This is a genomic window from Achromobacter sp. UBA4530, from assembly GCF_002388205.1.
GTDB lineage: Bacteria > Pseudomonadota > Gammaproteobacteria > Burkholderiales > Burkholderiaceae_B > Achromobacter > Achromobacter animicus.
Map to the genome: position 1 here is coordinate 157,186 of NZ_DGMA01000031.1, position 20,659 is coordinate 177,844.

General features: G+C 66.5%; 16 protein-coding genes. 6 read left to right on the plus strand and 10 right to left on the minus strand.

The genetic code is table 11. The features are described 5' to 3' along the window. The first annotated feature begins 104 nt into the window (after positions 1–104). Positions 105–1,523, plus strand: coding sequence for an MFS transporter (locus B2W22_RS21895; protein ID WP_286939548.1), 1,419 nt, complete (start codon positions 105–107; stop codon positions 1,521–1,523). A 94-nt stretch (positions 1,524–1,617) separates the two neighbouring features. Here the strand turns inward: B2W22_RS21895 and B2W22_RS21900 are convergent, their stop codons facing one another. The 4 genes from B2W22_RS21900 to B2W22_RS21915 are packed head-to-tail and all read right to left on the minus strand — an operon-like array spanning position 1,618 to position 6,665. After that, entirely contained in the window at positions 1,618–2,583 is a 966-nt protein-coding gene (locus B2W22_RS21900; protein WP_175122410.1) for a Bug family tripartite tricarboxylate transporter substrate binding protein, read from the minus strand. A gap of 42 nt (positions 2,584–2,625) precedes the next feature. Continuing rightward, positions 2,626–3,870: a CaiB/BaiF CoA transferase family protein gene (locus tag B2W22_RS21905; protein WP_286939549.1), complete on the minus strand. Its 1,245-nt coding sequence runs from the start codon at positions 3,868–3,870 to the stop codon at positions 2,626–2,628. A 30-nt stretch (positions 3,871–3,900) separates the two neighbouring features. Then, the gene (locus tag B2W22_RS21910; protein ID WP_175122412.1) at positions 3,901–5,046 is read right to left on the minus strand and encodes an FAS1-like dehydratase domain-containing protein; all 1,146 of its coding nucleotides are present in this window, start codon (positions 5,044–5,046) and stop codon (positions 3,901–3,903) included. Between the two features lie 41 nt (positions 5,047–5,087). Next, entirely contained in the window at positions 5,088–6,665 is a 1,578-nt protein-coding gene (locus B2W22_RS21915; protein ID WP_175122413.1) for an acyl-CoA synthetase, read from the minus strand. 168 nt (positions 6,666–6,833) lie between these two features. On the opposite strand from B2W22_RS21915, the gene B2W22_RS21920 reads away from it, so the two are divergent. From B2W22_RS21920 to B2W22_RS28555, 3 genes are read left to right on the plus strand one after another with little or no spacing between them, the layout of a single operon-like run. Beyond that, positions 6,834–7,634 (plus strand): IclR family transcriptional regulator, encoded by an 801-nt coding sequence (locus B2W22_RS21920; protein WP_175137867.1) that lies wholly within the window; start codon positions 6,834–6,836, stop codon positions 7,632–7,634. Positions 7,635–7,638: 4 nt separating this feature from the next. Next, entirely contained in the window at positions 7,639–8,181 is a 543-nt protein-coding gene (locus tag B2W22_RS21925) for a PaaI family thioesterase (RefSeq protein ID WP_286939551.1), read from the plus strand. Next, positions 8,096–8,299 (plus strand): pentapeptide repeat-containing protein, encoded by a 204-nt coding sequence (locus B2W22_RS28555; RefSeq protein ID WP_414632013.1) that lies wholly within the window; start codon positions 8,096–8,098, stop codon positions 8,297–8,299. Before B2W22_RS21925 ends, B2W22_RS28555 begins: the two co-directional genes overlap by 86 nt. Here the strand turns inward: B2W22_RS28555 and B2W22_RS21930 are convergent. Continuing rightward, positions 8,203–10,050 (minus strand): methyl-accepting chemotaxis protein, encoded by a 1,848-nt coding sequence (locus tag B2W22_RS21930; protein WP_175184723.1) that lies wholly within the window; start codon positions 10,048–10,050, stop codon positions 8,203–8,205. The genes B2W22_RS28555 and B2W22_RS21930 overlap by 97 nt on opposite strands. A 352-nt stretch (positions 10,051–10,402) precedes the next feature. On the opposite strand from B2W22_RS21930, the gene B2W22_RS21935 reads away from it, so the two are divergent. Beyond that, complete coding sequence (locus B2W22_RS21935) at positions 10,403–11,155, plus strand: 3D domain-containing protein (RefSeq protein ID WP_286939553.1); 753 nt, start codon at positions 10,403–10,405, stop codon at positions 11,153–11,155. Positions 11,156–11,392: 237 nt separating this feature from the next. Further along, on the plus strand, positions 11,393–11,830 hold the full coding sequence (locus B2W22_RS21940) for a hypothetical protein (RefSeq protein ID WP_175122418.1): 438 nt from the start codon (positions 11,393–11,395) through the stop codon (positions 11,828–11,830). 67 nt (positions 11,831–11,897) lie between these two features. Here the strand turns inward: B2W22_RS21940 and prpF are convergent, their stop codons facing one another. The 5 genes from prpF to B2W22_RS21965 form a co-directional block, all read right to left on the minus strand. Next, positions 11,898–13,082: a 2-methylaconitate cis-trans isomerase PrpF gene (gene prpF, locus B2W22_RS21945; RefSeq protein WP_175122419.1), complete on the minus strand. Its 1,185-nt coding sequence runs from the start codon at positions 13,080–13,082 to the stop codon at positions 11,898–11,900. 84 nt (positions 13,083–13,166) lie between these two features. Beyond that, a complete protein-coding gene (acnD, locus tag B2W22_RS21950) occupies positions 13,167–15,782 on the minus strand; it encodes a Fe/S-dependent 2-methylisocitrate dehydratase AcnD (protein ID WP_286939651.1) in 2,616 nt (871 codons plus the stop codon). After that, complete coding sequence (locus B2W22_RS21955) at positions 15,782–16,492, minus strand: GntR family transcriptional regulator (protein ID WP_286939554.1); 711 nt, start codon at positions 16,490–16,492, stop codon at positions 15,782–15,784. The genes acnD and B2W22_RS21955 overlap by 1 nt, the downstream gene beginning before the upstream one ends. Before the next feature lie 140 nt (positions 16,493–16,632). Beyond that, positions 16,633–18,438: an NAD(P)/FAD-dependent oxidoreductase gene (locus B2W22_RS21960; protein ID WP_286939556.1), complete on the minus strand. Its 1,806-nt coding sequence runs from the start codon at positions 18,436–18,438 to the stop codon at positions 16,633–16,635. A gap of 311 nt (positions 18,439–18,749) precedes the next feature. Then, the gene (locus B2W22_RS21965; protein ID WP_286939557.1) at positions 18,750–20,648 is read right to left on the minus strand and encodes a sigma-54-dependent Fis family transcriptional regulator; all 1,899 of its coding nucleotides are present in this window, start codon (positions 20,646–20,648) and stop codon (positions 18,750–18,752) included. Positions 20,649–20,659 lie beyond the last annotated feature (11 nt).

Genomic DNA, 20,659 nt, shown 5'->3' on the forward strand with positions numbered 1-20,659 from the left:
TGGCATGGCGTCACATGCAGGTATTTGCTGCAAATGGTGCGTCTTCCGCCAGGCATGGGAGAGGCATACGCTGGGATTCCATTTCCCCTTTGCACGTCGCCATCATGTCGCTCGCCGCTTCGCCCGTATCGTCATCCCCCTCCCGCCTCTCGCTATTGGCCTGCCTGTCCCTGTCGATGCTGCTGGCCTCCCTGGGCACCAGCATCGCCAACGTGGGCCTGCCCGCGTTCACCCACGCATTCGGCGCGTCGTTTCAGTCGGTGCAATGGGTGGTGCTGGCCTACCTGCTGGCCATCACGACCGCCGTGGTCAGCGCCGGACGGCTGGGCGACCTGATCGGTCGCCGACGCCTGATGCTGGCCGGGATCGCCTGGTTTACGGTCGCCTCCGTGACGTGCGCAGCCGCGCCCGGACTGTGGACCCTGGTGGCCGCGCGCGCCGCGCAGGGCTTGGGCGCGGCCGTGCTGATGACGCTGGCCATGGCCTTTGCCGGCGAGGCAGCGCAGAAGGGAAGGGCGGGTAGCGCCATGGGCCTGTTGGGCACGATGTCGGCGGCCGGCACCGCACTCGGGCCGACGCTGGGCGGCGCGCTGATTGCGGGTCCGGGATGGCGGGCGATCTTTCTCGTCAATCTGCCGCTCGGTCTGCTGGCGTTCTGGCTGGCGTGGCGGCATCTGCCCCGCGATTCGCAACGCGCCGCGGCGCAGACGATTCGTTTCGATTGGCTGGGTAGTGTGCTGCTGTCGCTGACGCTGGCGGTCTACGCGCTGTCCATGACGCTCGGACGCGGCAGCTTCGGCAAGATCAACGGTGTTCTGCTTGCGGCGGCGGCGGGCGGCGCGGGTCTGTTTGCGTGGGTGCAGTCGCGGACGGCAAACCCGCTGGTGCGGCCGGCGATGATGGCCAATCCCGTGCTGGCGGGCGGCTTCGCGGCCAACGCGCTGGTCGCGACGGTGATGATGGCCACCTTGGTGATCGGGCCGTTCTTTCTGGCCGGGGCGTTGGGATTGGATGCGATGCGCGTCGGGGTGGCAATGTCTTGCGGTCCGCTCGTCGCTGCTCTGGCAGGTGTACCGGCGGGGCGCTGCGTGGACCGCTTTGGCGCCCGGCCGATGACGCTTGCCGCATTGATCGCAATGACGGGCGCATCGGCGATGCTGCCCGTTGCGTCGGATGCGTTCGGAGCGACAGGATATGTTGTCGCGCTGGGCGTGCTGACGGCCGGGTATGCGCTGTTTCAGGCAGCCAACAACACCGCGGTCATGGCCCGGGCGGGCGGCAACGATCGCGGCGCCGTGTCCGGCATGTTGAACCTGTCTCGCAACTTGGGGTTGATTACAGGGGCGTCGGCGATGGGCGCGGTGTTTGCCGTGGGCGCCGGGGCGACGGCGCTGGCTGATGCCGCGCCCGCTCAACTGGCGGCCGGGTTGCACGCGACGTTTGTGATGGCCGCCGTGTTGTGCGCGCTGGCGATGGCAGCGGTGGCGGTTGGCGGGTGGAGGCTTGCTGCAGGCCGATCGTAAGGCGGCTTTGGCTCATGCGGTTGCCGGTCGCAACCGCGGCGCAGTGGAACGACCTGCGCCGCGTTGCCGCTCAACGCTGACGGTTACGCCGAAGTCACTCCGCCTTCAACCCCGCCTGCACGATCAGCGGTTGCCACTTCTGCCGTTCGCTGCGTGCAAACGCGGCCAGTTCCTCGGGCGTGCCGCCGCCGGGTTCATGCCCCAGATCCAGCAGCTTCTGCCTCACTTCCGGCCGCGCCAGGATCTTGGCCAGGTCCTCGTTCAATCGCTTGATCGCCGCCGGCGGCGTGCCCTTCGGCGCATACAGGCCGTTCCACGCGATCACCTGGAACCCATCCAGCCCCTGTCCCGCCACCGACGGCACGCCGGGCAGCAGGGCCGACTCCTTCAACGACGTCACCGCCAGCGGGCGCAGCTTGCCGCTGGTGATGAACGAGCGCGCGGCGCTGACGGTGTCGATGCCGACCTGCACCTGGCCGCCCAAGAGGTCCGTCGTGGCGGTGGCCGAGCCCTTGTAGGGGATGCCGCGAACGCTGTTGACCCCTTGCTGCTTGAGCAGTTCGTACACAAGGCGCGCGGTGGTGCTGGGCATGCCGACGTTGACGCTGTCGGGCTTGGCCTTGGCGCTGTTGCGCAGGTCGGCCAGGCTGGCGTAGGGCGAGGACGGCGTCGTCAGCAGCACCATGGGAAACGAACTGACCAGCATGACGGGCGCGAAGTCCTTCTCCGGGTCGAAATTGGTGGACGCGTACATGTACTGGTTCAGCACGTGCGTGCCGTTGGTGCCCATCAGCAGCGTGTAGCCGTCGGGCGCGGCGCGCGCGGCTTCGGACGCGCCGATGTTGCCGCCCGCGCCGGGGCGGTTCTCCACGATGAAGGGTTGGCCCAGGTCGCGGGCCAGGTATTCGGCCAGATAGCGGGCGGCGACGTCGGTGCCCTGGCCGGCCTGGTAGGGGACGATGATCTTGACGGGTTTGGAGGGGTAGCTGTCGGCGGCCGCGGCGGGCTGCGCGAACAGCAGCGGCGCCGCTAGCGCGGCGATCAGGCGTAAGGTCTTCATGGTGGTCTCCTCGTTTTTATATATGGCTGCATCGGATTGCGGCTAGGGCTTGGGAGGCGGCCATCGCGGCAGGATGCCCTGTTCCTGCAACGCCGCGATCTGTGAATCGCCGAAGCCGGCCTCCCGGAGGACTTCGACGGTGTGCTGTGCATAGGCGGGCGGCAGCCGGTCCACGCGCGCGGGCGCTTGCGACAGCCGGACTGCGGGACCGATGCCGTGATAGCAATCGCGATCGACGCGCATGCCGCGATGCGCGGTGTGCGCCTGCGCAAAGGCTTCGGGCACGCTGTTGACCGGCCCAGCCGGTACGCCAAGCTTCATCAGTTCCGCGCACAGCGCATCGCGCGCACGCGTCGCCAGGGCGCTTTCGATGGCGTCCCGCAACGCGTCGCGGTGCGACAGCCGCGCCCGGTTGGTGGCAAAGCGCGGATCGTCCGGCAACGATGGCAGGCCCGCGTAGTCGCAGAAGCGGCGGAACTGGCGGTCGTTGACGACGCCCAGGAAGATCTCGCCATCGCGGCAGGCGTAGCGGTCATACGGGGCGATGTTGGGATGCGCGCTGCCCAGGAGGCCCGGCGTCTGGTCGGTGTGCATCCAGTTGGCGGCATGCGGCACCAGCAGGCTGAGCGCGGTGTCGAACAGGGTGACTTCGACCCGCTGGCCAAGACCCGTGCGCGCCCGGTGGTAAAGCGCCAGCAGGATGCCGGACTGCGCGGTGTAGCCGGTAAGATGGTCGACGATGGGCACGCCGACGCGGGTCGGTCCGCCGGCGGGCTCGCCGTTGATGCTCATCAATCCGCACATGGCCTGCAGCACCGCGTCGTAGCCGGGCAGGCCGCCCAGCGGCCCGTCTTCGCCGAAGCCCGTGATGGCGCAGTGGATGAGCTGGGGAAAGCGGGGCTTCAGGTCCGCCTCGTAGTCCAGGCCCCACTTGGCCATCGTGCCGGGGACGAAGTTCTCGATCAGGACGTCGGCGTCGGCCAGCAACGCCAGCAGCACGTCGCGGCCGGCGGGCTTGGACAGGTCCAGCCCGATGGCGCGCTTGCCGCGGTTGACGGCGGTGAAGTAGGCGGCGTCGCCGTCGGCGTTGACCGGCGGGCCCAGCGTGCGCGTTTCGTCGCCGCCGGGCGGCTCGACCTTGATGACATCCGCGCCCTGGTCCGCCAGCATCTGCGTGCACAGCGGGCCGGCCAGGACGCGCGACAGGTCGATGACGCGCAGGCCGTCCAGCGCGCCCCGCGGACGGACCTCGGGGCTTGGTGCAGCATGTTCCGATGAATCAGACATCGCCCACCTCGTCTTGGGGGTTGCCGCGGGTCAGGCGCGGGTAGGCAATTCGACCACACCGGTGCCCAGGACGGAAAGCTCGTCGTCCTGGTTGCGCGCTTCCTGTTCGATCTCGACCAGGTGACGGCCGTCTTCCACGTACTTGCGCACCACCTTGCCCTTGAAGAACAGCATGTCGCCCTCGGGGTTGTGGCGGCGGATCTTGCACGTGGACTTGCGCAGGAACCCGGCGTCGCCCATCCAGTTGGTAAGGTGATGGGTCAGCCACGAATTGCGCTCGGGACCGTAGTCGTAGGCGCCGGGCGCGCCGACTTCCAGCGCGAAGTCTTCTTCCCAGTGGACGCGCTCGGGCACATCGGGAATGCCGAAGCGGTTGGTGATGCCCACGCCCGGATGCGCGTCGATGAGCTGCCACGCCAGCTTGTTGGCCCGGATGTACAGGCCGCCCCAGCCCTGCGCGAAGGCGATGAAGCCGGTGACCGTCATCGGGCCCTTGAACATCACGGGCAGTTCCTCGCCTTCCTTCACGTCTTCCCAGTAGCGCGGCGTGGCGCCGCGCACTTCTTCCTGGGCGTAGAGCTTGTAGGCTTCCTTGATTTCCTCGGGGCTGTAGCGGCGCGGTTCGCGGGCGCGGACTTCGGCATACTTGCTGCCCTGTTCGCGCGCGTGGTCGCGTTCGGTGCGGAAGCACCAGCTGTCGGCCTCGGCGACCTTGTCGCCGTCCTGGTTGAAGAAGTCCACGTGATAGATCTGCTGCACGGCGCGGCCCGCAAAGCGGGTCTGGTGTTCGATCAGGTTCTTCAGGTGCGCTTCGGTGGAAATGATGTCGTTACGCTTGACCGTCTTGTGCCAGGTCCAGTCCGCGCCCGACCACATGGCGTGTACGCCGGGCAGCCCGCCCACATAACCGGACACGATGCGGCTGGTGGCAAACAGGAAGCTGGGCAGCGCGATGATGCCGCCGTGCTGGGTTTTGGCTGCGTACTCCGGGTCCGACCACAGCGGGTTGTCGTCGCCGATGCCGTGGGCGTAATGGCGGATGTTGTCGCGCGTGGCTTCGTAGCACCACGGCTCGGCGGTGGCGCCGATCTTCACGCCGATGCGTTCGCGCAGCTCGTCCAGCCCGCGTTCGGTGATCTTGGGAAAGCTGCGTTCGGTCTTGGTCTGGGTCAGCATGATGTCTCCTGGGTTTGAGAGGTGGCCTGTGCCGGGTAGCCCTAGGCGTGGGCGGCGCCGGCGGGCGTGGTGTCGGCGGTCGCAAGCTCTTGCTCCCGCAATTTCCTGCGATGGATCTTTCCGGCGGGCGTCTTGGGCAGTTCAGCCACAAACACGACCTGCCGCGGATACTCGTGCTGCGCCAGGCGGCTGCGCACGGCGTCCTGGATTTCCTGCACGAAGGCGTCGTCGCCGGGGCGCGCCGACACCACGAAGGCCTTGACGACCTGGCCGCGCAGCGGGTCGGGCACGCCGATGGCGGCGGCCTCCGTTACGTCGCGGTGCTTGAGGATGGCGTCTTCGATCTCGACGGCGCTCATGGTCCAGCCGGCCGAGATGATGACGTCGTCGGCGCGGCCCCCATGCCAGAAGTAGCCGTCTTCGTCCACGCGCCCGAGATCCTTGGTGGCGACCCACGCGTCGCGGCGCCACAGCTTGAGCTCGCCGGTTTCGCCGGGCGCGCAGGGCTGGCCGTTGGCGTCCTGCACTTCGACGCGTAGGCCCGGCACGGGTTTGCCCAGCGAGCCGGCCTTGACCGTGAAATCCGGCGCGCCGGGATAGTTGACAAGGCAGACGCCGATTTCCGTCGTGCCGTACATGCTGCAGACGGGCCGGCCGAAGGTGGCTTCGACGAAGGCGGACGTTTCACTGTCGATGGGCTCGCCGGTGAAGGACACCTTGTCCAGGTGATAGCGGTAGCGTGCCGCCGCGCCGCTGTTGCGCATCATCCGGTAGTGGGTGGCGGCGGCGGAGATGTTGGTGAAACGGTGGTCCTGCAAGGCCTGCAGCAGACGTTCGGCATTGAACTTGCCGGCATACGCGCCGATGGTGACGCCCAGCGCCAGCGGCGCCAGCGTGCCGTGCCACAGGCCGTGCCCCCAGGCGGGCGACGACGGGCACATGTAGCGGTCGCCGGGCCGGATGCCGGTGCCGTACAGCGCGGCCAGCATCAGCGTGACCAGGGCGCGGTGCGTGTGCTTGACGGCGTCGGGCAGCTCGCGCGTCGTGCCCGACGTGTACTGGAAGATGGCCAGATCGTCGGCGCGCGTGCGGCATTCGTAATGGGGCGGGTAGGCGGCCAGTGTGCCGAGAAAGGCGTCGTCGGCGATGACCACGCGCATGTCCTCGCCGCCGGCGGCAAGCGGGGCCTTTTCGGCGTTGGTCACCAGCATGCGCGGCTGGCAGTCCTGAACACGCAGCCGGATGCCGTCGGGGCCGAACAGCGTGAAGAGCGGCACGGCGATGGCGCCCATCTTCATCGCGCCGAACATGGCCACGTAGAACGGCAGCGACGGTTCCAGCATGACGGCGACGCGGTCGCCGGCGCGGATGCCCTGCTCAACCAGGTAGTGCGCGAAACGCGAGGATTCCTCGGCGATCTGGCGGAACGAGTAGGTCTCGTCCCCGCCGGCGGCGCGCACCAGGATGATCGCCGGCTCGGCCTTGTCCGCATGCCGGTCGATGCATTCGTGCGCGATGTTCATGTGTTCGCGGTTGCCATCGAACAGCTCCCAGAGCTTGTCCGAGGAACAGAGCGCCTGGGCGTCCGCGTAGGAAAGGGTATCGGTCAGCTTCGTCATTTCGTCGTACCTGTGTGGGTCAGCAACCTGTGGAACCCACTATGCGCGCCGCCAAATAAATTGTCAATGACGTTTATTGATTGTATATAGACAATTGAAAGGCGTGGAGGCGGCCCCGCGAGGCGGGCGCCGCACGGTATGCTTGCCGCAATAAAAATGGAGAACCCGATGAGTGAAACCGGTACCCCGGAAATTGCCAGCGCCGGCGGCCCGCGCGTGCGGCCTGTGCCGGCCGTGACGCGATCGATCGCGATCCTGCGCCTTCTGGGCCGGGGCGGCGAGCCCATGACGCTGAAGGCCATCTCGCAGGAACTGGGCATGGTGACCAGCACGTGCCTGCACATTCTTCGCGTCCTGGTGGAAGAAGGCTTGGTGAAGGTCGACCCCGGCGCCAAGCGCTACAGCCTGGGCGTGGGCATGCTGACGCTGGCGCGCAGCGTGATCGAAAGCAACCCGTTCCCCGCGCTGGCGCAGCCCGTGCTGGATCGCATCGCCAACGCGGCCAGTGTCACCGCGATCGGCGTCGAGGTATCCGGCAGCGATCACATGGTGGTGCTGGCGCTGTCACGGTCCAACGCGCCGTTCCGCCTGCATGTGGACGTGGGAAGCCGCTTTCCGGCGCTGATCAGTGCAACGGGCCGGCTGGTCGCCGCGTTTGCGGATCTGTCCGAGAAGGAGCTGGAGCGGCGCTTCAAGGCCCTGCGCTGGGATCAGGCCCCCGAGTTCGCGGCGTGGAAGGCCGACGTGGACGCCGTGCGGCGGCAGGGCTACAGCGTGGACCGCAACAACTACATCAACGGCGTCGTCGTGATCGCGGTGCCGGTGTTCGACAGTCATCAGCGGCTGACGCATGCGTTGGTGGCTGCAGGGTTGGCCGAACAGCTCGATGCGGCGCGCGTGGAATCGCTGGCGGCGGAACTGCAGGGCGAGGCGCGCGCGTTGTCGCAACTGATGGCGGCCAGGAGCTAGACCCATGGACACGCATTCCGCCGACGATTCCGCCGTTCCGCCCGGTTGGCGCAAACGCACGTTGCCCGGGTTTGCGGGCCTGATCGGGCCGTTGTGGGTGCGCAAGGAGGACGATGGTTGGGCATATGGCCTGTTGACCACCGCCGACCATCTGAATCCCGCAGGCGTGGTGCACGGCGGATTGCTGACCGCGCTGCTGGACCACGGCATCAGCGCGATTGCGTGGGAAGCGCTGGGCCGGCGCGCCTGCGTGACCGTGCAACTGGACACGCATTTTCTGGCGGCGGCGCGCGAAGGACAGTTTCTGCAAGTGCGCGGCCGCGTGGCGCGGGCCACATCGTCGCTGGTGTTCATGCAGGGGGAATTGAGCGCGGACGGGGAGGTCGTCGCGACGGCGGTTGCCGTGCTCAAGCAGGTCGGTCCGCCCTGGAAAACGGGGGGAGAATCTGCGGCAGGCGAACCTGCGGCAGGCGGACCTGCGGCAGGCGATCCTGCGGCAGGCGGACCTGCGGCAGGCAAACCAGCCGCAGGCACGCCGGCGGAGTAACTCCCCGCCGGCGGTTCCGGATCAGCTCTGCGGCAGTGCGATCAGCCGGCCGGCGCTGGCCGCTTCTTCCTCGCGCAGCTTGAATCGCGCAACGGCATCTGCCAACACACGCGCCTGATCGCTCAACATCCCCGACGCCGCCGTCGATTGCTCGACGAGCGCCGCGTTCTGCTGCGTGGCCTGATCCATGTCGGCGACCGAGCGATCGATTTGCCCCAACCCCGTGCTCTGCTCGGCCATGGCGCCGTGGATCTCGCTCACCATCCGCTGCACGCGGTTGATGCCGTCGACGATCTCGGTCATGGTCGAACCGGCGGCCTGCACGCGTTCCGTGCCGCTCTTCACGTTCTGCACCGACGCCTCGATCAGCGTCTTGATCTCTTGCGCGGAAGCCGCGCTGCGTTGCGCGAGCGTGCGCACTTCACCTGCCACCACCGCGAAACCGCGGCCCTGTTCGCCGGCACGCGCAGCCTCGACCGCCGCGTTCAGCGCCAGGATGTTGGTCTGGAAGGCGATGCCGTCGATCACGCGGATGATCTCGGTGATGCGCCGCGACGATTGCGAAATCTCGTCCATGGTGGTGACAGCGTCCTTGACCACTTGCCCGCCGCGTGCGGCGACCGCGCTGGCTTCGTCGGCCAGGCGCGTCGCGTGCTCGGCGGTTTCCTCGGTCTGACGCACGCTGGACGCAAGCTCGGTCAGCGCCGACGACGTTTCCTCAAGCGAGGCGGCCGACGTTTCCGTGCGCTGCGACAGATCGCGGTTGCCCATGTCGATCTCTCGCGTGGCGGCGCTCATCGAGTGCACGCCGCTGCGCACCTCGCGCATGACGTGGGTGATCTTCTCCACGAACGCGTTGAACGAGGCCGAAATCTGCGCGACCTCGTCATGACCGACCACGGCCAGACGGTGCGTCATGTCGCCGTCGCCGGAACCGATGGTGTCCATGGCGTCGCGCACGGCGGACAGACGCTTGAAGGCGCGCGACGTGATCACGCTGGCGATGCCCACGGCCACCAGCGTCAGGACCACCAGCGAGATCAGGGTTGCGTTCAACACCTGCGTCAGGCCGACGGTGGCCTCGGTCTTGTCCAGCGCCACGACCAGATACCAGTCGGTGCCGGGAATGCGGCGCGCCTTCAGCAGCTTCTGCGCGCCGTCCAGCGCAATCTCGACGGGCGCTGCGCCGTCGCGGGCCATGGCGGCGATCGCCTCGGCAGTCAGGGCCGGCGAGATGTCGGTCGACGGCTTGAGCGCCAGCTTGTCGTTCAGGTGCGAGATCACCTGGCCGTCCGTGCCCAGCACAAATGCGCTGCTGGACGGGGTGGGATGGATGGCCTTGATGATGTCCTTCACGCCGTCGAGCGGCACGGCGCCGCTCAGCACGCCGGTCGTCTGGCCGTTGCGGATCATCGGCGCGGTGAACGCCACGTACAGCACGCCGGTGCTGGAATCACCGTAGGGCTTGGTGATCGTCAGCTTGCCGGCGGCCACGGCGCTCTTGTACCAGGGCCGGGCGGTCGGATCGTAATCCGCCGCGGTCTTGGTGGTGGAAAAGAAGGTCTTGTCGGACCAGCCGATGGTGGTGATGGGAAAGCCGTTGGTCTCGCCCATGAGCTTGGTCAGGCCCCGGGGATCGCCTTTCTCGACCACCTTCGCCGTGGCGTCGACAGCCTGCGCCTTGTCGGCCGACCAGCGCTCGATGGCGCTGGCGTTGCCGGAGGCCACGGCGTTCAGGGTTGCGGCGATGGTGGACATCATGTTGTCGCGCACGATCTGGTAGGTGATGAGGCCCGAGAGCGTAAGCGCTCCCACCACCGTAAAGCAGGTAATAAGCAAAATGCGGTTGCGCAGCGACGTTATCTTCATGCTCGTGTACTGGATACGCCGACGGGGAAAGTCGGCGGGTTGCTAGTCGGCCGGGAAATCCCCGGCCGCAATCCGCTAACGGCAGGCGGATGCGGCGACTTTAGGGAGGGAGACCAGAACTTTTGATGTAGTGACCGCGCCGCGGTAAGCAAGCGATCAGCGCTTGAGCGATCTTTTGCGAGGCCTGCACGGGTTGATCTCCTAAAGCGGCGGGGCAGGCCGAGTAGCCTTCCGCAATACCCAAAATCGAGCATGCGAATCTACTGAAAAGCTGTCGATAATTTTTGACGGGTAGCTAAGGTGATTTTCAACGCCCAATTTGGCCGGCCGGGTCAACAACGAGAGGACCATCATGAATGAAAAAGGCGATTCTGTTGTTTCACTAGGCGCTTCACACTTGACCGCGAATGCTGATGCGGATCAGGCGGATTTTTCGCTTCCCGCGCCGGACGTCGCTACTGTTAAACAGCACAATCTTTGGGCGACCCATTACTTCGTGTACGCAGCTTCGGCCTCACCGGATGGCATACCATTTGTAGACAAGGCGGGGAATCCCATCTCCGATAATGTTTCCCAAAAGGATTGGTGTCTTGCTGCCATCGAGGGAACTGTTCAGGTCTCAATGAATGGCAAACTGCGGACGTTGAACTACGGCGGCACAAGAACCGATGCCCAAGTTGACTGTGCTGCGGTCCTAGGAATAGATCCCGCAATAAAGCCGTGGATCACGAAAACCGGACACTCGTACTTCAGGGCTGCGGTCGGCAAGTACGGAGATGGTGGAAGCAATTATCGGCTGATCCCGTTCCGGACCGTTGCCGTGGACAAAAACGTCTTCCCGTTTGGAACTGTCTTTTTTATTCCTGATGCGAAAGGGGTTAGCGTCACGTTGCCGTCAGGGCGTGTCGTTTATCACGATGGCTACTTCTTTGCCGCAGATACTGGAGGCGCCATCAAAGGCAACCATATCGATGTCTTCTGCGGTACCAGCGCGCAGAACTGTTTCCCCGGATTCATTACAAGCAATAGCGACAAGACGTTTGTGGCAATGGAGATTTCAGATGCTGCGGTAAAGGACGTTCTGGAAGCAATGCATGCCGCGTAGAACTGCTTGCTTGGAAGAATGAGGGTGGTCGCTAGACCAACTCTGTCATCAGAACTTGGTCGGGCCGTTAAGCCCGGTTAGAGGAGTCTTATGTTGCCGCGGAGGGCGATAGTCTGGGCGGGCATATTTGCGCTGGCGACGAATTCCGTCGCAGCGGCGGAGCCTTGGTCCCCGCGAGCCGATTGCCCTTTCGTGCCGTCGGGTGATAACAGGCTGCCGCCCGAGGCGCAGACTGCCTTGGTCGATCTGGACATCGAACATCGAATTACCCAGACGCTCAATAGCCGGAAGACAGCTTCAAATTATCACGGGCCGGATATGACGTTGAAAGGCCGAAATTACACTGCGGCTGTAGATCTGAGTGTGCGTTGCTTGGACGCTTCGTCTATCAAGCGCCTACTGTCGCAACTGGCCAACCATGGCTTTGCCGCGTGGTATCGCGAGAATGGCAAGGATGGTTGGAAGGGCGCTAACCATATCCACGCGGTGTGGGCCGCAGAACCGCTGAAGCCGCAACTTCGCGATCAAATTAAGAGTTGGCTCAACGGCCGCACCGGTCTAGTTGGAAACGGAAAGTATGAATTTTGGCAGCCGTCGTCGGAAGAACTGTTGAAAGTCAGCGCACAGTACGAAGCATCAAAAGCGCTATTGCCGGGTGATAAGGGGGCGAAATAACGTGACAAGGCAGTCGCATGCAGCGACTGCCTGGATTTGCATGCTTCTTCGCATGGCCCTGACGCGCTCAGAACCCCTCACGCGGCACGTGCACGCGGCCTTCCATCAGCACGCGCGCGCTGCGGCTCATGATGGCTTTGGTCACTTTCCAGTCGCCATCCACCAACTGCGCTTGCGCGCCGACTCGCAGGGTGCCCGACGGGTGTCCAAAGCACACGTTGTCGCGCTCGCCGCCGCCGGCCGCCAGGTTCACCAGCGTGCCGGGCACGGCTGCTGCCGTGGCGATCGCGACCGACGCCGTGCCCATCATGGCGTGATGCAGCTTGCCCATGGACAACGCACGCACCAGCACGTCGATGTCGCTCGTGCCGATCTTCTTGCCGCTGGACGAAATGTATTCCTTGGGCGGGGCGACGAAGGCGATCTTGGGGGTGTGCTGGCGGCTGGCGGCCTCGGCGAGGTCCTTGATGAGGCCCATGCGCAGCGCGCCGTGGGCGCGGATGGTCTCAAAGCGCGACAGCGCGGCGGTGTCGCCGTTGATGGCGTCCTGCAGCTCCGTGCCGCTGTACCCCAGCGCGTCGGCTTCCAGGAAGATCGTCGGGATGCCGGAATTGATCATCGTGGCCTTGAACGTGCCCACGCCGGGCACTTCCAGGTTGTCGACCAGGTTGCCGGTGGGGAACATGGAGCCGCCGTCGCCTTCCTCCGCCGGGTCCATGAATTCCAAACGCAGTTCGGCGGCGGGGAAGGTCACGCCGTCCAGTTCAAAATCGCCGGTTTCCTGCACCGCGCCGCCGGTGATGGGCACGTGAGCCACGATGGTCTTCTGGATGTTGGCTTGCCAGATGCGCACGACCGCAACGCCGTCCTGCGGAACGCGGGCGGGGTCGACCAGGCCGTTGGTGATGGCAAAAGGGCCGACCGCGGCCGACAGGTTGCCGCAGTTGCCGCTCCAGTCCACGAAAGGCTGGTCGATGGAGACCTGGCCGAAGAGGTAGTCCACGTCATGGTCGGGTCGCGTGCTTTTGGCGACGATGACGGTCTTGCTGGTGCTGGACGTGGCGGCGCCCATGCCGTCAATCTGCTTGCCGTAGGGATCGGGGCTGCCGATCACGCGCAGGAGCAGCGCGTCGCGCGCGGCGCCCGGCACGCGGGCGGATTCCGGCAGGTCGTCCAGCTTGAAGAACACGCCTTTGCTGGTGCCGCCGCGCATGTAGGTGGCGGCGATCTTGGTTTGGGGAGCATGTGCCATGTGTCGATCCTGAAATATCGGTCCTGAGATATCGGAGTAGGGCGGCGGGCGCTGCACACGCCCGCCGGTCTGTACAACGGCCGGTCAGGCCAGCTTGCCGGCGTCCGTCGCCGAGGCGGCTTCCAGGAAATCCTGGGCAAAGCGCTGCAGCACGCCGCCGGCTTCGTAGATGGACACTTCTTCGGCGGTGTCCAGGCGGCAGGTCACCGGCACCTGTTCGGTGCTGCCGTTGCGGCGGTGAATCACCAGCGTCAGGTCCGCGCGCGGCTTGCGTTCCCCGATGACGTCGTAGCTTTCGGTGCCGTCGAGAGCCAGCGTCTTGCGGTCGACGCCCGGCTTGAATTCCAGCGGCAGCACGCCCATGCCGATCAGGTTGGTGCGGTGGATGCGCTCGAAGCCTTCGGCCACGATGGCTTCCACGCCGGCCAGGCGCACACCCTTGGCGGCCCAGTCGCGCGACGAACCCTGGCCGTAATCGGCGCCGGCCACGATGATGAGCGGCTGCTTGCGGTCCATGTAGGTCTCGATGGCCTCCCACATGCGCATGACCTGGCCTTCCGGTTCCACGCGCGCCAGCGAACCTTGCTGCACCGAGCCGTCGGCATTCTTCACCATTTCGTTGAAGAGCTTGGGGTTGGCGAACGTGGCGCGCTGCGCGGTCAGGTGGTCGCCGCGGTGCGTGGCGTACGAGTTGAAGTCTTCTTCGGGCAGGCCCATCTTGTGCAGGTATTCGCCTGCGGCGCTGTCCATCAGGATGGCGTTGGACGGCGACAGGTGGTCGGTGGTGATGTTGTCGCCCAGTACGGCCAGCGGCAGCATGCCGCGCAGCGTGCGCTCGCCGGCCAGCGCGCCTTCCCAGTACGGCGGACGGCGGATGTACGTGCTTTGCGGGCGCCAGTCGTACAGCGGGCTGACGGCCGTTTGGCGGTCGTCCTTGATGCCGAACATGGGGGCGTAGACCTTGCGGAACTGCTCGGGCTTGACCGCCGACTTGACCATGGCGTCGATCTCTTCGTCGCTGGGCCAGATGTCCTTCAGGCGGATCTCGCGGCCATCGGCGGCCACGCCCAGGACGTCGCGCTCGATGTCGAAGCGGATGGTGCCGGCAATGGCGTAGGCCACGACCAGCGGCGGCGAGGCCAGGAAGGCCTGCTTGGCGTACGGGTGGATGCGGCCGTCGAAGTTGCGGTTGCCGGAGAGCACGGCGGTCGCGTACAGATCGCGGTCGATGATTTCCTGCTGAATTTTCGGGTCCAGCGCGCCGGACATGCCGTTGCACGTGGTACAGGCAAACGCCACGACGCCAAAGCCCAGTTGTTCCAGTTCGTGCGTGAGGCCGGCTTCTTCCAGATAGAGCTGCACGGCCTTGGATCCCGGCGCCAGCGAGCTCTTGACCCACGGCTTGCGCACGAGGCCCGCGCGGTTGGCGTTGCGCGCCAACAGGCCCGCGGCAATCACGTTGCGCGGGTTGCTGGTGTTGGTGCAGCTGGTGATGGCGGCGATGATGACGGCGCCGTCGGGCATCAGGCCCGGCTGGTTCTCGACCACGCCGGCGATGCCGCGCTCGGCCAGGTCGGACACCGGCAGGCGGCGATGCGGGTTGGACGGGCCGGCCAGCGTGCGCACGACGGTGGACAGGTCAAAGCGCAGCACGCGCTCGTACTGCGCCGTCTTCAGGCTGTCGGACCACAGGCCCGCGGTCTTGGCGTAGTTTTCCACCAGCGCGATCTGGTCGTCCTCGCGGCCGGTCAGGCGCAGGTAGTCGATGGTCTGCTGGTCGATGGAGAACATCGCCGCGGTGGCGCCATATTCCGGCGCCATGTTCGAGATGGTGGCGCGATCGCCCAGCGTCAGGCTGGACGCGCCTTCGCCGTAGAACTCCAGGTACGCGCCCACCACCTTTTCCTTGCGCAGGAATTCGGTCAGGGTCAGCACGATGTCGGTGGCGGTGATGCCGGGCTGCGCGCGGCCGGACAGTTCGACGCCGACGATGTCGGGCAGGCGCATCCAGGATGCGCGGCCCAGCATGACGTTCTCGGCTTCCAGGCCGCCCACGCCGATGGCGATGACGCCCAGCGCGTCCACGTGCGGCGTGTGGCTGTCGGTGCCGACCAGCGTGTCGGGGAAGGCCACGCCGTCCTGCGTGTAGATCACCGGCGACATCCGTTCCAGGTTGATCTGGTGCATGATGCCGTTGCCCGGCGGCACGACCTCGATGTTCTCGAAGGCCTGCTTGGTCCAGTCGATGAAATGGAAGCGGTCTTCGTTGCGGCGGTCTTCCACCGCGCGGTTCTTGGCGAAGGCGTCCGGGTCGTTGCCGTCGTATTCCACCGCCAGCGAGTGGTCCACGATCAACTGCACTGGCACCACGGGGTTGACCTTGGCCGGGTCGCCGCCCTTGTCGGCGATAGCGTCGCGCAGGCCCGCCAGGTCCACCAGCGCGGTCTGACCCAGGATGTCATGACAGACCACGCGCGCGGGAAACCACGGAAAGTCCAGGTCGCGGCGGCGTTCGATCAGCTGCTTGAGCGCGTCGGTCAGCAGCGCGGGGTCGCACCGGCGCACCAGGTTTTCGGCCAGGACACGGGACGTGTAAGGCAGGCCGTCATACGCGCCGGGCGCGATGGCCTCCACGGCCGCGCGGGCGTCGAAATAGTCCAGGCGGGTGCCGGGCAGGTTCTTGCGGTACGACTTGTTCATCATGCCTCCGTGCGCTGTTGCGTGCTTTGCGCGATCTGTTGTTCGATGTTGATGCGGGATGCGCGGATGTGCCGGCGCATCAGAAGTTCAGCCAGTTCGCCATCGCCGTCGGCGATTGCGTCCAGAATGCGGTGGTGCTCGGCATAGGCCTGCCGCGGGCGGTTGGGCGTCGTCGAGTACTGGATGCGGTACATGCGCGCCAATTGATAGAGCTCGTCGCACAGCATGCGGAACAGCATCTGATTGCCGCTGCCTTTGACGATGCGGTAGTGGAAATCGTAGTCCCCTTCCTGCTGGTAATAGCCCAGCCCGGCCTGGAAGGCTTCGTCGCGTTCGTGCGCTTCCAGCACGCCGCGCAGCTCGTCGATTTCCGACGGCGGCATGCGGTCGGCGGCCAGGCGGCAGGCGGTGCCTTCCAGCGATTCGCGGATTTCGTAGAGTTCGACCAGTTCCTGGATCGACAGGGACACGACGCGCGCACCGGCGTGCGGCACGCGCACCAGCAGCTTCTGGCCCTCCAGCCGGTGCAGGGCCTCGCGCAGCGGACCGCGGCTGACCCCGTGGATGCGCGCCAGTTCGGGTTCGGAGATCTTGCTGCCCGGGGCGATCTCGCCCTTGACGATGGCGGACTGGATCTTGCGGAAGATGTGGTCCGACAGGGTTTCGCCATCGGAAGGCAGCGTGCCCGGCAGGGTGAGCACTTTGCTCATGGTGTCGACAATTCGTTCCGTTTTTGGGGTGATTCGCGGAAAAACGCGTGGGTATCGCGTTGAAGTGTCAACAATTTACTCCCCGGACGGGGGCGGGCGCAAGGGCCGCCGGCCCCCTGCGCGCCCCGTTGCCCGTGCGCCTACCGCTTGTGGTGCACCTCCTGCATTCCGTATACCTGCACGGGGAGGCCGGCGTGGCGGGCCTTCAATTGCAGGGACAGATACTGTGAGTAATGGCGCGACTGGTGCAGGTTGCCGCCGTGAAACCACAGGGCCTCCTGCTGCGTGGGCTTCCACATGTTGCGCTGTTCGCCTTCCCACGGTCCCGGGTCCTTGGTGGTGGCCGAACCCAATCCCCAGCATTTGCCCACTTTGTCCGCGACCTCTTGGCTGATCAGGTCCGCTGCCCAACCGTTCATCGAGCCGTAGCCGGTGGCGTAGACCACCAGGTCGGCGGGCAGGGTGACGCCGTTGGTCAGCACGACGGCGTCGCGCGTCAGGCGGCTGACGTCGGTGCGCGATTGCAGCTTGATGCTGCCGTCGATGATGAGATCGCATGCGCCCACGTCGATGTAATAGCCCGAGCCGCGCCGCAGGTATTTCATGAAGAGGCCCGAGCCGTCGTCGCCCCAATCCAGCATGAAGCCTGCGGCTTCCAGCTTCTGGTAGAACTCGGCGTCGCGCTCGCGCATCTGCTCGTAGAGCGGGATCTGGAATTGCGCCAGGATCTTGTAGGGCACCGACGCGAAGGTCAGGTCGGCCTTGCGCGTGGTCATGCCATTGGCCAGCGCCTGCTCGGAATACAGCCCGCCCAGCCCGATGTCCATCAGCGTCTCGGAGCGCACGATGTGCGTGGACGATCGCTGCACCATCGTGACGTTGGCGCCGCCTTCCCACAACGCCGCGCAGATGTCGTGGGCCGAATTGTTGGCGCCGATGACGACGACGTTCTTGCCGCGGTAGGCGTCCGGGCCGGGGTGGCGCGAGGAATGCTGCTGCTCGCCCTGGAATTCATCCTGCCCCGGAAAGCTGGGCACGTTGGGCTTGCCCGACATGCCGGTGGCCAGCACGAGCTGCTTGGGCCGCAGCACCACGGGCTTGCCCTCGCGCACGACGTGGACCTCCCATTCCTTTTTGTCCTCGTCGTAGCGTGCCGACTCGCAGACGGTGGAGGTCCAGTAGTTCAGCTCCATCACCTTCGTGTACATCTCCAGCCAGTCGCCGATCTTGTCCTTGGGCGCGAAGACGGGCCAGTTTTCGGGGAAGGGGATGTAGGGCAGGTGGTCGTACCAGACCGGGTCGTGCAGGCACAGCGACTTGTAGCGCTTCCTCCAGCTGTCGCCGGCGCGCTCGTTCTTTTCGAGGATGAGCGTGGGCACGTCGAGCTGGCGCAGACGCGCGCCCAGCGCGATGCCGCCCTGGCCGCCGCCGATGATCAGCACGTAGGGCTGCGTCTCGTAGCCCAGCTCGGCGGCTTCGCGCTCGCGTTTCTCCAGCCAGGTCTGGCGTTCGCGGCTGTGGCCGTGCTGGGCGCCCATGGGCCGACGCACGCCGCTCGGTTCTTCGTGGCCCTTCAGTTCCGACATGGTGGTGAGCAGCGTCCAGATCTTGCCGTCCTTGACCCGGATGTGGCCGTAGCCGCGCGCGAGATTCGTATCGACGCGGAACCACCCCTGCAGCAGGCCGCCTTCTTCGGTGGTCGCCTCGGCCTCGTCGCGGGTGAAGCGCACCGGCTCGACGTGTTGCAACTGATGTTCCAGCATGTCGCGGATCTGGTCCTGGCCTTCCAGCGTGCGCAGGTTCCAGGAAAACAGCACCAGGTCGCGCCAATAGCATTCGTCCTGGAACATCCGGGCAACGGCGTCGATGTCCTTGTTGCCCAGCGCAGTGTTCAGCTGCGTAAGCAACGCGTCCAAGGCGGCGTCGGCGGCGTGGTCGATCGGCATGTCATGTCTCCTTGCCCGGGGTGGGCGGTCGTTGTCGTGGCGGACGCACGGTCCGGCGGCCGGCGGTCCGGCGGCCGGCGGTCCGGCGGTCCGGCGGTCCGGCGGCGGCCCCGTCCTGTGTCGGAAGGTGGTCGCCGATCAGGAACATGCAAATGCCATGCCAGGTGAGTCGGACGGGGGACGCCCCGGCGCGCGCGGGCCGAGGCGGGAGTGGGGGTGTGGCGCGATGCCACACCTGTGGCGCGACGCTGTGGCGCAACGCTGTCGCGCAACCCCGCGCAACCCCGCGCGATCCGCGCAACGCTGCGGCGTCAGCGGCGCGAGGCCAATCCGTAGCGCCGCATCTGGCGATGCACGGTGGAACGGTCCACGCCCATGCGACGCGCCGCTTCCGATACGTTGCCCGCGCAGCTGGCCAGCGTGGCGCGCAGCGCGGCTTCCTCGGGGCTGCCAGCCGCTGGCGCTGCCGCCAGCGCCAGTGTGTCGGGCAGGTCGTGCGGCTGGATGACGCCGTGTTCGCATAGCGCGGCAGCCACCGCAATGACGTTGGCCAGTTCACGGATGTTGCCTGGCCACGCGTGGGCTTTCAGCGCAATCAACGCGGCAGGCGACAGCGCGGGCGCGCCGGATTCGTCCTGGTGCCGCGCCAGCATGCGCGCGATCAGCCAGTCCAGGTCCTGGCGTTCGCGCAGCGGCGGCACGGTGAGCGCGGCCGCGTTGATGCGGTAGTACAGGTCTTCACGAAAGCGCCCCTCGCGCACCAGCGCGCCCAGGTCGCGGTGCGACGCCGACACCAGCGACAGGCGCAGCGCGCGCGGCGCATTGGCGCCGATCGGCGTGACCTCGGATTCCGCCAGCACGCGCAGCAGGCGGCTTTGCAGCGCCAGCGGCATGTCGCCGATCTCGTCCAGAAAGAGGGTGCCGCCGTCGGCCTCCTCGATGAGACCCTTGCGGCCCTTGGGGGCGGCGCCGGTGTAGGCGCCCGGCAGGTAACCGAACAACTCGCTTTCGATCAGCGATTCGGGGATGGCGGCGCAATTGACAGCGACGAAGCGGCCAGCGCGGCGGCTTTCATCGTGGATGGCGCGCGCCAGGTATTCCTTGCCGACGCCGGTTTCGCCCTGCAGCAGCATGGGCAGGCCCTGCCGCGCCAGCTTGGCGGCGCGCACCAGCAGCGCGGCCATGCGGTCGTCGCCGCCGTCCAGGCCGCGCAGCGCCGAGGGCGCCTCGCGCACCGCCACGGTGGCGCCGCGCGGGCGGCGGTTGGGTTCGATGGCGTGGGCAAAGAGGGCGTCGCCGTCACGCGCGACGATCAGCCGGTCCTGCGGCGCGCGGCCGCGCGTGTACTGCGGCAGATCGTCCAGCTGCACGTCGAAAAAGCGCGTCACCGGCAGGCCGATCAGGTCATGCGGATTGCGCCAGTCCAGCCCGGCGGCGCGCGCCAGCAGCTTGGCGCCGTTATGCGTCATGCCGAGCACGCGGCCGGCCCCGTCCAGCGAAATCGCGGCTTCCGGATCCACATCCAGGAATTCCGGCGAGCGGGCAAAGCGCAGCACCCATTCGTTGCGCGTACGCGCCATCAGGTTGGCGAGCTCGATGCGCCGCGTGGTGCTGTTGACCAGATGCAGCGCCAGATTCTGGCTGGCCTTCAGGCTGGGCGAACTGAGTAGCGAGATGTCCAGCACGGCGGCCAGCTCGCCGTCGGCGCTGTAGATGGGCGCGGCGGTGCAGGACAGCGGCGTGTGCGTGTTGTCGAAGTGATCGGTCTGGTGAATGGTGAGCGCTTCGCCCGTTTCCAGGCAGGCGCCGACGGCGCAGGTGCCGGCGCGCTGCTCGGACCATTCCGACCCCAGATACAGCCCGGCCTTGCGCAGTTGGGCGGTCTGCTGGGCATCGCCCAGGAATTCCACGGTGACGCCTTGCCGGTCGGCCAGCAGCAGCACGTAGTTCTGGCCCGCCACCTGCCGGAACAGGTGATCCAGCCCGCTGCGGGCGATGGCGATCAGGGCTTCGGATTGCTGGCGGTGTTCACGCAGGCGGCCGTCCGGGACGATGTAGGCCTCGCAGGCGTGGGCCGGGTCGAGGCGGTACTGATCCAGGCAGCGCAACCAGCTGCGCACCACGTGCGCGTCTCGCTGCGTGGGCAGGCCCTGGCCGACCTGTTCGATTTCGCGGATATGGGCGGAGTGCAGGGATTCCTGACTGGGCATGTCGTCTCCAG